A 12,839-nucleotide genomic window follows, 5' to 3' on the forward strand; every position below is an offset into this window, starting at 1 on the left:
TCAAAATTGTTGGTCTACGCCAGAGGCCGGCCCGAAGGGTCGGATGAGGGGGCCGCTGGCTCCAGTTCTCAGTGCGCCAGCGACTTGATCGCCGGGTAGAGCGCACGGTAGCGCTTGTAGGCATCCTCATAAGCGCCGCTCAGTGCGGACACCGGCTCGATCGTTCCGGCTGTTATTGGCGGCGTGCAGACGGCAATGGGATCCGCCTCTGTTGCCGCAATCAGGCCGAGACGCGCGGCGCCGAAGGCCGCACCGAAATCGCCGTCGGCCGGGAGGTCGACCGGAACGCCGAGGGCGGTCGCGATCGACGCCAGCCAGTAACGCGAGCGCGAACCGCCGCCGATTGCCGTGACCCGGGATATGCCGGTGCCGGCCGAGCGCAACGCTTCGAGATTGTCGCGGATGGCGAAGGCGACGCCTTCGAGTACCGCCTGGGTGAGAACGACACGGCTGCTTTCATGTTCGAGGCCGATGAAGGCGCCGCGGATGACGGCATCATTGTGCGGCGTGCGCTCGCCGGAGAGATAGGGCAGGAAGGTAACGCCGGTGGGAGCCTTCAGCGTCTCGCCGACTTCGCCGGTGAGATCGGCGGCCGACTTGCCGGTGACACCGGAATGCCAGTTGAGCGCATCGGTGGCCGACAGGATGACACCCATCTGGTGCCAGGTGTTCGGCAGCGCGTGGCAGAAGGCATGCACGGCACTTTCCGGCTTCGGCAGATAGGAAGCGTTGGCGGCAAAAAGCACGCCCGAGGTGCCGAGCGAGACGAAGGCTGCACCATCGCTGACCGTGCCCATGCCGCAGGCAGACGCCGCATTGTCGCCTGCGCCGCCGGCCACGACGACATCGCCTGATATGCCCCATTGCGCCGCCAGTTCGGACCGCAGCTTGCCGGCCTGCTCGGTGCCTTCGACAAGCGCCGGCATCTGCTCCATAGAAAGCTTGGTGGCGGCGAGCAGTTCGGACGACCAGGCGCGTTTGCCGGTGTCGAGCCAGGAAGTGCCGGCCGAATCCGACATTTCCGAGATATATTCGCCGGTCAGCCAAAGACGCAGATAGTCCTTCGGCAAGAGCACCTTGGCGATCTTGGCGAAAACATCGGGCTCATGCTTTTCGACCCAGGCGAGCTTCGGCGCCGTGAAACCGGGAAAGACGATGTTGCCGGTGAGCGCGCGAAAGCGCGGATCGGCATCGAGTGCCGCGGCCTCGACGTAGCTGCGCGTGTCGTTCCAGAGGATGCAGGGGCGCAGGACCTTGTCGGTGGCATCGATGAGCGTCGCGCCGTGCATCTGTCCGGAAAGCCCGATGCCCTTGACCGCGGCAAGCTCCTTCGGATGCTTCGCCTTGAGGCCGGCGACCGCCTCTTCCGTGGCGCGCACCCAGTGGGCCGGCTCCTGCTCCGACCAACCGGAATGCGGACGCGACACGTCGAGCGAACCATTGGCCGAGCCGACGATCTTCTGATCGCCGTCGATCAGCATCGCCTTGACGCCGGAGGTTCCGAGATCGAGACCCAGATACATGTGGCATTTCTCCCTTTGCCGTTACGGCAGATTGTCTTTCAGGAATATGTCGAGGCGGATGCGCTCCTGCGCTTCGATGACGGCAAGCCCGTCCGCCTTGGCTTTCAGCACGCGGATGGCGCTCCGCACCTCATGGCCGGCATCCTGGTTGAGGATCGCATCGATCGTATTGTCGATCAGTGCCGCGCGCGTATGGGCAGTCAGTTCGTGGGCAATGACAGTCAGTACGCGGTCGACGGCCTTCTCCTTCAACGCCCGGATCAGGCCGCGATTGCCGGCGCCGAGGCTGTAGACGCCGATGATGCCGGCATTCCCGAGCGCGTCGGCAACGAGCCTATGGGCGACCTCCGGGTCGTCGCGGCCTTCGAGAACCGGCAGGATCGCAAGATCGGGAAATTCCTCGGCCATGACAGCGGTGAAGCCCTCCAGCCGCTCGCGATGGTCACGCACCAGCATGGAGCCGGCGAGCACGGCGATTTCGCCCTTTCGCGGCCCGAGGAATCGTCCGAGCAGGCGGGCGGCAGTGCGGCCGGCTGCGATATTGTCGACACCAGCATAGTGATGGCGTAGCGACCCCGTGAGATCGGAAACCAGGGTGACGACGGGAAAGCGCTCGCGAACCAACCTGTCGACGGCGGCGCGTACTTCGGGCGCATCGGTCGCAACCAGCGCAATGCCGCATGGCTTTTCCCGGGAAAGCCCTTCAAGCACGGAGACCAGGGCGGCGGGATCGAAGGCCGGCACCTCGATGGTGCGGATATCGGTGCGTTCGGCCGACGAGCGGACGATCGCCTGGCGGATCTCGGCATTGAGCCCGTGCATGAAGGAATTGTCGCTGGCCGGAAGGATGAAGACTAAGGGATAGGTGCGCCCCTTGGCAAGATTGGCGGCCGCGACGTCTCTGATATAACCGAGCTCGCGGATCGCGGTCTCGACCTTTTCCCGCGTGACGTGGCGCACACCGGGACGCTGGTTGAGAACCCGGTCGACAGTCGCGAGACTGACACCGGCGGCAGCAGCGATATCGTGAACGGTTGGCCTCATCATTCCTCCTGACGAGACCATTAGCGCCAATTTTGATGTACGTAAATCAAAAAATCGAGCGAGCGGATTCCCGCTTCGTTTTCCGGGCATTGCCTACCCGAGTCGGACCGATCCAGCCGACGATCATCCGCCTGATGACACAGCGGCCGGAAAACAGCAACAAAAAGGCCCTCCGAAGAGGGCCTTTTCAAGGGGCGGCAGGCCGGAGGTCAGTGGCCGCCACCGCCTCCCCCGCCTTGCGGCGCGGGTTTCTTGATCATGGCGACACCGAGGATCATGGCAAGGAAGAGTGCGGTCAGGATCAGGAACACGTCGCTGAAGGAAAGGATGATCGCCTGCTTGGTGGCAAGCCCGACCATCTGCTTGATCGCCACAGAGGCGCCGTCCATGCCGTAAGTGTTGAACTTGGCGGCCATGTTGTTCATCTGGTCGATCGCCGCCGGATTGCCCCAGTCCATATTCTCCCGCAGCCGCTCATAATGCACGTCCTGGCGGCTGGTGAGCACGGTGTTGATGACGGCAAGGCCGACAGCGCCGCCGAGGTTTCTGGTCAAATTGAAAAGGCCGGACGCGCCGCGAATGCGCGAGGGCGGCATCGTGCCGAGCGCGATATTGTTGATCGGCACCATGCACATCATCAGTCCGAAACCGCGCAGGATCTGCGGAATGAACAGTTCGTAGAAATCCCAATCCGCCGTCAGATGCATCATGATAAAGGTGCCGGCGGCGAAGCTGACGAAGCCGATCGCCATCATCAGGCGCAGGTCCATCTTGGTCGACAATCGTCCGGCGATCGGCGCCGTGAAGAACATCGCCAGCCCGGAGACGAACATCGTCTCGCCGATCATCAGTGAATCATAGCCACGGATGCGCCCGAGATAGACCGGGTAGATATAGGTGAGGCCATAGAGACCGATGCCCATGACGAAAGAAAACACCGAGCCGAAGGAGAAATTCCGATTCGCGAAAGCCTTCAGGTCAACGACGGGGAAATCCACCGTGAAGGCGCGATAGAAGAAGACGATGGCTGCAACGCTGGAGGCAATCGCTGCGATGGTGATGGAACTGTCGTTGAACCAATCGTTCGAATTGCCCTCTTCGAGCACATATTCCAGCGCGCCGAGGAACACGCCCATCGAAATCAGCCCCCACCAGTCGAATTTCTTGAAGAGCGACAGTTCCGGTTTGTCGAAATCGATGAAGTTCCAGGTGACGATCGTGACGATGATGCCGGGAACGATGTTGACGAGGAACAGCCAATGCCAGGAGAAGGCGTGGCTGAGATAACCGCCGACCGTCGGGCCGATGGTCGGTGCCAGCGTCGCGATCAGGCCGATGATCGGCGAGACGATGCTGCGCTTCGAAGGCGGGAAGATGGTAAAGGCAGCCGCGAAAACCGACGGGATCATGCCGCCGCCGATGAAGCCCTGGATGACGCGGTAGACGATCATCTGGTCGATATTCGTCGCCGTCGCCGCAAGCGCGCTCGCCATGGTGAAGCCGGCGGCCGAGATCGCGAAGAGATAACGCGTCGAGATAATGCGCGCCAACGTGCCGGAAAGCGGGATCATGATTACTTCGGCGATCAGATAAGCCGTCTGCACCCAGCCGACCTCGTCGCTGCCTGCCGAAAGGCCGGCCTGGATTTCGGCAAGAGAGGCCGAGACGATCTGGATGTCGAGGATCGACATGAACATGCCGAGCACCATCGCGAAGAAGGCGATGAGCTTCTTCGGATCCATGCGCTCGTCGGCATGGGCAGGCGCTGCCGGAATCGTTCCCGCTGTTGCTGCCGCGCTCCCGGCCATCAGATCACCTCCGCCTTTTCCAGAGCAATTCCGTTTTTTTTCGAGTCACGGAATTGCTCTATCTCTTTGTTTTCACGCAAATCCGGACGCAAAACCGCTGCACACTTTTGCTGGAATTGCTCTGAAGGCTTACTTGCTCGGCGCCGTACGGGTGTCGACGTCGACGACGACGCTCAGGCCCGCGCGCAGACGCCCGCTGTCGAGCGCATCCTGCGGCAGCGCGATGCGCACTGGTACCCGCTGGATCACCTTGGTGAAATTGCCCGTGGCGTTTTCCGGCGGCAGCATCGAAAAGACCGACCCGGAAGCCGGCGAGATCGATGCGACGGTGCCGACGATCGGATGATCGCTATAGGCATCGACATGGACGTTGACCTTCGAGCCCGGCACCAGATGCTGGATCTGCGTTTCCTTGAAATTGGCATCGATATAGAGCTGGCGCACCGGAACGAGCGCCATCAGGCGCTGGCCGGGAGAGACGAGGTCGCCTTCCTGGATGGAGCGGTTGCCGACAATGCCGTCATAAGGCGCCTTGAGCACTGTGAAAGAAAGGTCGCGGACGGCCTTGTCGCGCGAGATCTCAAGCGAACGGACCGAGCCTTCGGCTTCCTTGCGCTGGGCCTGGAGAATGGTGATGTTGGCCTGCGCAGCGGTGATGTTGGCGTCGCCGCCGGCAAGATTGGCCTTGGCCTGGTCGAGGGCGATATTGGCGTTGTCGAGATCGGCGGCGGTCCCGACCGACTTCGCATGAAGGTCGCTCTGGCGCTTCTGAGTAATCTCGGCACCGCGAACGGCCGCTTCGAGTGCCACCTTCTGCGCCTGCGCCTGCACGAGGCTCGCATTCGCGCCTTCGATCTGCGCGTCGATACGCTGTAGCGAAAGCTGTTCGGTGACGATCTGTGCCTGGGCCAAGTCGAGGGCGTTCTGATAGTCGCCATTATCAAGCGTGGCAAGCACGTCGCCCGCTTTGACTTCCTGGTTGGCGATGACGTTCACCTTCGCGACGTAGCCCGTGACCTTCGGCGAAATCGTTGCGATATCGCCCTCGATATAGGCGTCGTCGGTCGACACCATGAAGCGGCCGTTCGTCCACCATTCGTAACCATACCAGCCGCCGCCTGCGAGAAGGGCGAGCACGACGATCGGTAGCACCGGGCTACGACGCTTCTTCGCAGTTGCGGGTGCGGCGACCGAAGCCGGCGCCAACTGCGCGGGGGCAGACGGCACTTCGCGAGCTTCCGCCACTGGAGCTTCTGCAACGGCAGCGACCTCGGCCTTTAGCTCTTCGGTCTCGGCGTTTTCGCTGACGATCCGCGCGACATTGCTCTTCTGGTTGCTCGACATGGCCACTTTACCGATCTTGGAGTAAATAATCGAACTGAACGGTTCGGTTCAGTTGACTTAAACCTGTTTTATCGTCATATCAAGATGTATAGAACCAATCGGTTCGATTTCTTTAAAGAAAATGCGAAACCGTCAACACGGTTAAGAGGACATGACGCTGAAACCCGACCACGCCGCCGTATTCAGTCCTCCCGCTGCCGGAGGCCGATTCGCCGCAGGCGAAGATCCGGCCAAGCGCCAGCAGATCCTCGCCGGCGCCAAGCGTGTCTTCATGAAGATGGGTTTCGACGCCGCCAGCATGAACGACGTGACGCGCGAGGCCGGAGTCTCAAAGGGAACGCTCTACGTCTATTTCACCAACAAGGAAGAACTGTTTTCGGCGATGATCGAGACCGAGCGCGCCGCCTTCGTGGCGGCCGTGCGCACGGCACTTGCCGAACATGACGATCCCGAGGCCGGCCTGTACGAATTCGGGATAAGCTTCGTCACTCATATGACCGATGAAAAGGTCATCAGCGCGATGCGCACCGTTCTCGGCGTTCGCGACCGTATGCCGGTGCTCTGTCAACGCTTCTTCAGGGGCCCGGAAAACCTGCGCACCATCATGCGCGACTTCCTGGAACGGCACATCGCCGAAGGCGCACTCGAGATCGACGACATCGATCTTGCCGCCGGCCAGTTCCTCGATCTCGCCAGCGGCAGTTTCTTCAAACTCCGCCTGTTCGGAAGCATGGAAGAGCCGCCGCCGCGCGACGAAATCGAGCGCGTCATCCGCGGCGCGATCCGGGTCTTCATGGCCGCCTACGGCGCGCCTCGGCACGAGGCCGCCCGACCGCACTTTTGACCGTCGCGCTTCATCGGCCAAAATCCCGCAACAGCGATCAAATCCGGCTGCCGGCCTTCCTCTAAGAAAGAAGCTGCAATCAGGAGAATGAGGATGACCGCCGTTGGACGGGCGATCTGGTTCATCGAGAGCCATTTCGAAAGCGATATATCGCTGGAAGAGATATCGGAAGCAGCCGGATTGTCGCGCTACCATCTCTCGCGCGTCTTCGGGCTCGTCACCGGCCACTCGATCAGCAGCTATATAAGAGGGCGCCGCCTCAGCCGCGCCGTGCCCACACTGGTCGGCGGTTCATCCACCATTCTCGAGGTTGCGCTTTGTGCGGGCTACGGCTCGCACGAGGCTTTCACCCGTGCCTTCCGCGACCAGTTCGGCATGACGCCGGATGCGGTGCGCAGACAGGGGCACGCTCGTAACCTTGTCTTGCTGGAGCCGATCAGAATGGACCCCGCCCACCTCAGCGACCTCGAACCGCCCCGCTTCGAAACCCTCCAGCCGATGCTGTTTGCCGGCTTGCAGGAGACCTACCCCTATGGCGGCAATGCCGCCATCCCCTCTCTCTGGCAGAAATTCAATGCCCATTTCGGACATATCTCCGGCCAGAAAGGCAATGTCGCCTACGGCATCTGTACCCATATCGACGGCGAAGTGGAGAAATTCCGCTATATGGCTGCGGTCGAAATTTCCGATGCCGGCGATCTGCCGGCGGATTTTGCAACGCTCAAGCTACCGGGCCAGCGCTACGTCGTCTTTGCTCATCGCGGCCATGTCTCCGGCATTCCGGCGACGATGAACCGGATTTTTGGCGCATGGTGGCCGACCTCAGGCCTGGAGCACGGCGAGACACCCGACATGTTCGAACGCTACGACGAGCGCTTCGACCCCTACACCGGCATGGGCGTCACCGAAATCTGGTTGCCGATCACAGCATGATGCCGAAAAGTGCGAGCGGTTTTCGGACGTCATGCTCTAACTCTTTAATTTAGAACAGGATTCAAATTTAAGGCCGACCCGGCCTTAAATCATCCTGTTGTAGGGAATAAAAGTCACATCGGTTTCGTATACCCCCTTGCGGCGCTTGCCTGGCAGGCCGGCAACATTACATTGCGAGCGTCAATCACGTATGTGACGCGAAGGGGATATACGCTGATGCAGGAAATCATGACGCTCATTCAGGATCCGGCCGCCTGGGTGGCGCTCATCACGCTGGTGGTGATGGAAGTCGTTCTCGGGATCGACAACCTGATCTTCATTTCCATTCTCACCAACAAACTGCCGCCCGAGCACCGGGAGAAGGCCCGCAAGATCGGTATCGGTCTTGCGCTCGTCATGCGCCTCGCCCTGCTCGGCACCGTCGCCTGGATCGTGCAGCTGACCGAACCGCTGTTTGAAGCCTTCGGCCACGGCTTCTCCTGGAAGGATCTGATCCTGATTGCCGGTGGTCTGTTCCTCGTCTGGAAGGCCACCAAGGAAATCCATCACACCGTCGATCCGATCGATCATCAGGAGGATTTCATCGCGAAATCCGTCACGACAGGCTTTGCATCGGCCATCGGCCAGATCCTGTTGCTCGACCTCGTCTTCTCCGTCGACAGCATCATCACCGCCGTCGGCATGACGCCGCATCTGCCGATCATGGTGGTAGCAGTCGTCGCCGCCGTCACCGTCATGCTTGTTGCCGCGACCCCGCTTGCCAACTTCATCGAGAGGAACCCGACGATCGTCATGCTGGCGCTCGCCTTCCTGCTGATGATCGGCACGACGCTGATCGCCGAAGGCATGGGCTTCCATGTGCCGAAGGGCTACGTTTACGCCGCCATGGCCTTCTCGGCGCTGGTCGAGGTGCTGAACATGTTCGCGCGCAACGCCCGCAAACGCAAACGCGACGCCGCGCATTGAGGCTGGGCAGGAGGGCGCGGCGGAACCGGCGCGCCCTCACACACCGCCATCAAGGCCTTTGCAGGCATGGTTTTTCTTGACGCGACCGGTTGAATATGGCCTAAGGCCAGCCGAACGGACGATCGGCGGATGGTGCGGGCGCATGCCCTTTTCCGGCCGGTTTGCCGATGAAGATATCTGCATCCTTCCGGCCGCACGTCGCTTTCCCCATGAAAGCCGTCCGGTACTTATTGACGGGCACACACAATGACAGTTTCCGGGACAGCTACCGGCGTCCGCGTCCGCATCGCTCCCTCGCCGACAGGCGAGCCGCATGTCGGCACCGCTTACATCGCTCTTTTCAACTACCTTTTCGCCAAGAAGCACGGTGGCGAGTTCATCCTGCGCATCGAGGATACCGATGCGACGCGCTCGACCCCGGAATTCGAAACGAAGGTGTTGGACGCACTGAAATGGTGCGGGCTGGAATGGAAGGAAGGCCCTGATATCGGCGGCCCCTACGGCCCATATCGCCAATCAGACCGCAAGGAAATGTACCAGCCTTACGGGCAAGAATTGCTGGACAAGGGCCATGCCTTCCGCTGTTTCTGCACGCCCGCGCGGCTGGAGCAGATGCGCGAAACTCAGCGCGCAGCCGGCAAGCCGCCGAAGTATGATGGTCTCTGCCTCAACCTCACGGCCGAGGAAGTCACCTCGCGCATGGCCGCCGGCGAGACGACCGTCATCCGCATGAAGATCCCGGCCGAAGGCTCCTGCGACTTCACCGACGGCGTCTACGGCGATGTCAGCATCCCCTGGGATTCCGTCGACATGCAAGTGCTCGTCAAAGCTGATGGCATGCCGACCTATCACATGGCCAACGTCATCGACGACCATCTGATGAAGATCACCCATGTGGCGCGCGGCGAGGAATGGCTGGCTTCGGTGCCGAAGCACATCCTGCTCTATCGCTATTTCGGCTGGGACGAGCCGGTCTTCATGCATCTGTCGCTGATGCGCAACGCCGACAAGTCGAAGCTGTCGAAGCGCAAGAACCCGACCTCGATCTCCTATTACTCCGCGCTCGGCTATATCCCGGAAGCGCTGATGAACTTCCTCGGTCTGTTCTTCATCCAGATCGCCGAAGGCGAAGAGCTGCTTGATATCAACGAGCTCTCCGAGAAGTTCGATCCGGAAAACCTCTCCAAGGCCGGTGCGATCTTCGACATTCAGAAGCTCGATTGGCTGAATGGCCGCTGGATCCGCGAGAAGCTCTCAGAAGAGGAATTCCAAGCCCGTGTACTGACCTGGGCGATGGAAAACGACCGCCTGAAGGAAGGTCTGCGCCTGTCGCAGACGCGCATTTCCAAGCTCGGCGAGTTGCCCGATCTTGCCGGGTTCCTGCTGAAGTCCGATCTTGGCCTGCAGTCTTCCGACTTCGCCAAGATCAAGTCACCGCCGGAAGAGATCCTGGAGATCCTCAACACCGTTCAGCCAGATCTCGAAAAGATCCTGGAATGGAACGTCGAGACGATCGAGGCGGAGCTGCGCGCGATCGCCGACCGTATGGGCAAGAAGCTGAAGGTCGTGGTCTCGCCGCTCTTCGTCGCCGTATCCGGCTCGTCGCGTTCCCTGCCGCTCTTCGATTCCATGGCGATCCTTGGCCGGTCCGTCGTGCGTCAGCGCCTGAAGCTCGCCTCGCAGGCGGTCGCCGCCCTCGTCGGCTCGAAGTAAGAACAGTCAGAGGATTTCGACAGTGGCTGACAACAAGACCGAAAACACCCTTTCCTCCGACGCCACGGAAGTGCGCGCCCAGAAGCTGAAGCTGCTGCGCGAGCAGATCGGCGAGGTCTATCCGGCGCATTTCCACCGCACGATGACCAATGCCGAGCTCATCGCGAAATACGAGAACCTGGAACCTGACGTCGAGACGCAGGATGTCGTCACCGTCGCCGGCCGCGTATACTCGTCGCGCAACTCCGGCATGTTCATGGACATCCACGATGCCGGCGGCAAGATCCAGATTTTCAGTCACAAGGACACGACCCCGGAAGAAGCCCGCGCCCTGCTGCCGATGATCGACATCGGCGACATCATCGGCGTCACCGGTATCGTGCGCCGCACCAAGCGGGGCGAGCTGACGATCAACGCGCAGACGATCACCATGCTAACGAAGTCGCTCTTACCGATGCCCGAGAAGTGGCACGGTCTCTCCGACATCGAACTGCGTTATCGCAAGCGCCATCTCGACATCATGACCAACGAGGATTCGAAGCTCCGCTTCCAGCAGCGCTCGAAGATCCTGTCCGGCATCCGCCGCTTCATGGAAAATGACGGCTTCATGGAAGTCGAGACGCCGATGCTGCATTCGGTCTATGGCGGCGCCACCGCCGAGCCGTTCAAGACCCATCACAACACGCTGAAACTCGACATGTACCTGCGCATCGCGCCGGAACTGTTCCTCAAGCGCACGCTGGTCTCGGGGCTGACCGACAAGGTCTTCGAGATCAATCGCAACTTCCGCAACGAAGGCGTTTCCACCCGGCACAATCCCGAATTCACCATGATGGAGTGTTACTGGGCCTATGCCGATTACGAGGATATCATGGACCTCGTCGAGCGGCTGTTCGAGAATTTAGCGCTCTCCATTCACGGTGCGACGGAGTTCCCCTTCGGCGACAAGACCATGTCCTTCAAGGGTCCGTTCAAGCGCGTTCCGATGCCGGATGCCGTCAAGGAAGCGACCGGCATCGACTTCCTCGCCATCAAGACCGATGAACAGGCGCGCGCCGCTGCCAAAGCTGCCGGCTTTGCGGTCGAGAAGGATTGGACCTGGGGCGAATGCCTCGCCTTCATCTTCGAGGAAACGGTCGAATCCACGCTGATCCAGCCGTCGCATGTCACGCATTTCCCGAAGGACATTTCGCCCTTCGCCAAGGAAGTGCCGGGCGAGCCGCGCCTGGTCGAACGATTCGAGACCTATTGCAACGCCTGGGAACTCGGCAACGCCTTCTCGGAGCTGAACGATCCCGAGGAGCAGCGCCGCCGCATGGTCGAGCAGCTCGAACTGGCGCATGCCCGCGGCGAAAAGGAAAAGCAGCTGGACGAGGAATTCCTCGACGCCATCGACCAGGGCATGCCGCCAGCAGGTGGCCTCGGCATTGGCGTCGACCGTCTCATCATGCTTCTGACCAATGCGCCGTCTATCCGCGACGTCATTCTCTTCCCGGCCCGCCGCAACAAAGCCGACTGAGAACCACATTTTTTAACTGAAAAAACGGAGCGCCCGAAAGGACGCTCCGTTTTGTTTTAGGCAGGCTAGAGCAATTTCAGCAAAAGTGCGCAGCGGTCTTGCGTCCGGAATTGCGTGAACACAAAGAGATAGAGCACTTCCGTGATTCGAAGAAAAACGGAAGTGCTCTAGCGAAAACTCAGCCGACGGACGAAGGCACAGTGGATTGGTCGATCACGGAATGACCTTATTTCGTTGGCTTGTGAATGACCGCGTTCGTCGTCACACTTAGATCATGTAGCCGCCGGCGACTTCGATTGTCTGCGCATTGATCCATGCACCGTCGTCGGACGCGAGCATGGCGATGACGCGGCCGACATCCTCGGCTTCGCCGATACGGCCGAGAGCCGTCTGTGAGGCAAGCAATGCGGCGAACTCCGGGTTCTTGTCCAGCGCAGCGTCGGCAAGATTGGTGCGGATGGGACCGGGCGAGATAGCATTGGCGCGGATCCTGCGATCGCCGAACTCCTTCGCCTGATAGCGGGTCAACGTTTCAAGTCCGGACTTGAGGGCTGCATAGGGCGCGACACCTGCTGTTGCGACGCGAACCGAAGCGCTTGTTACATTGAGGATCACGCCGCCATCGACCATCAGCGGCAGCAAGGCCTGCGTCAGGAAGAACGGCCCTTTCAGGTGGACATTCATCAGAGCGTCGAACTGGCCTGTCGTCACCGTCTCCATGAGATTGAACATGCCGAAACCGGCATTGTTGACGAGGCAGTCAAACGTATTCCGGCCCCAATAAGTGGAAAGCAGCCGTTTCACCTCTGTCACGAAGGCCGGAAAGCTGTCGGCATCACCGACATCGAGGGCAAGCGCAACGGCTTGACCACCTTCTGCCTTGATCTCGGCGATGACGTCATCCGCACCTGGCTTGTGGCTGTTGTAGGTGAGGATGACACCCATGCCGCGCCTTGAGCATTCCTGCGCTGCCGATTGACCAATGCCACGGCTGCCGCCGGTAATGATTGCGATTTTCATCTCTGTCTCCTTTTGCTTCGATGGCCGGAAGCTATGGGAAACAGCCGGCCTGCACTCCGCCGGAAACTGCCTCGTTCTTGCCTATTCCTGCTTTTGCCTTGCGCCCCATCATTTGCTGGTCCAGG

Annotated in this window: 10 protein-coding genes; 5 read left to right on the forward strand and 5 right to left on the reverse strand. The window is 60.7% G+C overall.

What is annotated here, in order from left to right; all coding sequences use genetic code 11:
- Positions 1-68 precede the first annotated feature (68 nt).
- The 4 genes from xylB to ACIPSK_RS28220 all read right to left on the reverse strand — a co-directional run bounded on the left by xylB (position 69) and on the right by ACIPSK_RS28220 (position 5,719).
- The gene (gene xylB / locus ACIPSK_RS28205) at positions 69-1,523 is read right to left on the reverse strand and encodes a xylulokinase (protein WP_162119372.1); all 1,455 of its coding nucleotides are present in this window, start codon (positions 1,521-1,523) and stop codon (positions 69-71) included.
- A 21-nt stretch (positions 1,524-1,544) separates the two neighbouring features.
- The gene (locus ACIPSK_RS28210) at positions 1,545-2,567 is read right to left on the reverse strand and encodes a LacI family DNA-binding transcriptional regulator (protein WP_032985740.1); all 1,023 of its coding nucleotides are present in this window, start codon (positions 2,565-2,567) and stop codon (positions 1,545-1,547) included.
- Positions 2,568-2,776: 209 nt separating this feature from the next.
- A complete protein-coding gene (locus ACIPSK_RS28215; protein ID WP_162119373.1) occupies positions 2,777-4,375 on the reverse strand; it encodes a DHA2 family efflux MFS transporter permease subunit in 1,599 nt (532 codons plus the stop codon).
- Positions 4,376-4,504: 129 nt separating this feature from the next.
- On the reverse strand, positions 4,505-5,719 hold the full coding sequence (locus ACIPSK_RS28220) for an HlyD family secretion protein (RefSeq protein WP_162119374.1): 1,215 nt from the start codon (positions 5,717-5,719) through the stop codon (positions 4,505-4,507).
- Positions 5,720-5,870: 151 nt separating this feature from the next.
- Between ACIPSK_RS28220 and ACIPSK_RS28225 the strand changes: the two genes are divergently transcribed.
- The 5 genes from ACIPSK_RS28225 (at position 5,871) to lysS (ending at position 11,694) form a co-directional block, all read left to right on the forward strand.
- Entirely contained in the window at positions 5,871-6,563 is a 693-nt protein-coding gene (locus ACIPSK_RS28225) for a TetR/AcrR family transcriptional regulator (protein ID WP_162119375.1), read from the forward strand.
- Positions 6,564-6,656: 93 nt separating this feature from the next.
- Positions 6,657-7,496, forward strand: a complete 840-nt coding sequence (locus ACIPSK_RS28230) for an AraC family transcriptional regulator (RefSeq protein WP_017967953.1) — start codon at positions 6,657-6,659, stop codon at positions 7,494-7,496.
- A gap of 216 nt (positions 7,497-7,712) precedes the next feature.
- Positions 7,713-8,462 carry a TerC family protein gene (locus tag ACIPSK_RS28235; RefSeq protein ID WP_162119376.1) on the forward strand — a complete coding sequence of 250 codons (750 nt, stop codon included), beginning with the start codon at positions 7,713-7,715 and terminating at the stop codon, positions 8,460-8,462.
- 246 nt (positions 8,463-8,708) lie between these two features.
- Positions 8,709-10,175 carry a glutamate--tRNA ligase gene (gene gltX, locus ACIPSK_RS28240; protein ID WP_162119377.1) on the forward strand — a complete coding sequence of 489 codons (1,467 nt, stop codon included), beginning with the start codon at positions 8,709-8,711 and terminating at the stop codon, positions 10,173-10,175.
- 22 nt (positions 10,176-10,197) lie between these two features.
- Positions 10,198-11,694 (forward strand): lysine--tRNA ligase, encoded by a 1,497-nt coding sequence (lysS, locus tag ACIPSK_RS28245; protein ID WP_162119378.1) that lies wholly within the window; start codon positions 10,198-10,200, stop codon positions 11,692-11,694.
- A gap of 267 nt (positions 11,695-11,961) precedes the next feature.
- Here lysS and ACIPSK_RS28250 read toward each other — a convergent pair whose 3' ends face one another.
- Positions 11,962-12,714: an SDR family NAD(P)-dependent oxidoreductase gene (locus ACIPSK_RS28250; RefSeq protein WP_162119379.1), complete on the reverse strand. Its 753-nt coding sequence runs from the start codon at positions 12,712-12,714 to the stop codon at positions 11,962-11,964.
- Between the last annotated feature and the right edge of the window lie 125 nt (positions 12,715-12,839).

The sequence above is a fragment of the Rhizobium sp. LARHSG275 genome, assembly GCF_052871115.1.

Bases quoted from the DNA above. Each gene is read 5' to 3' on its own strand.
- ACIPSK_RS28250 (WP_162119379.1), bottom strand. From the start codon at position 12,714: ATGAAAATCGCAATCATTACCGGCGGCAGCCGTGGCATTGGTCAATCG.
- gltX (WP_162119377.1), top strand. From the start codon at position 8,709: ATGACAGTTTCCGGGACAGCTACCGGCGTCCGCGTCCGCATCGCTCCC.
- ACIPSK_RS28225 (WP_162119375.1), top strand. From the start codon at position 5,871: ATGACGCTGAAACCCGACCACGCCGCCGTATTCAGTCCTCCCGCTGCC.
- xylB (WP_162119372.1), bottom strand. From the start codon at position 1,523: ATGTATCTGGGTCTCGATCTCGGAACCTCCGGCGTCAAGGCGATGCTG.
- ACIPSK_RS28235 (WP_162119376.1), top strand. From the start codon at position 7,713: ATGCAGGAAATCATGACGCTCATTCAGGATCCGGCCGCCTGGGTGGCG.
- ACIPSK_RS28215 (WP_162119373.1), bottom strand. From the start codon at position 4,375: ATGGCCGGGAGCGCGGCAGCAACAGCGGGAACGATTCCGGCAGCGCCT.
- ACIPSK_RS28230 (WP_017967953.1), top strand. From the start codon at position 6,657: ATGACCGCCGTTGGACGGGCGATCTGGTTCATCGAGAGCCATTTCGAA.
- ACIPSK_RS28210 (WP_032985740.1), bottom strand. From the start codon at position 2,567: ATGAGGCCAACCGTTCACGATATCGCTGCTGCCGCCGGTGTCAGTCTC.
- ACIPSK_RS28220 (WP_162119374.1), bottom strand. From the start codon at position 5,719: ATGTCGAGCAACCAGAAGAGCAATGTCGCGCGGATCGTCAGCGAAAAC.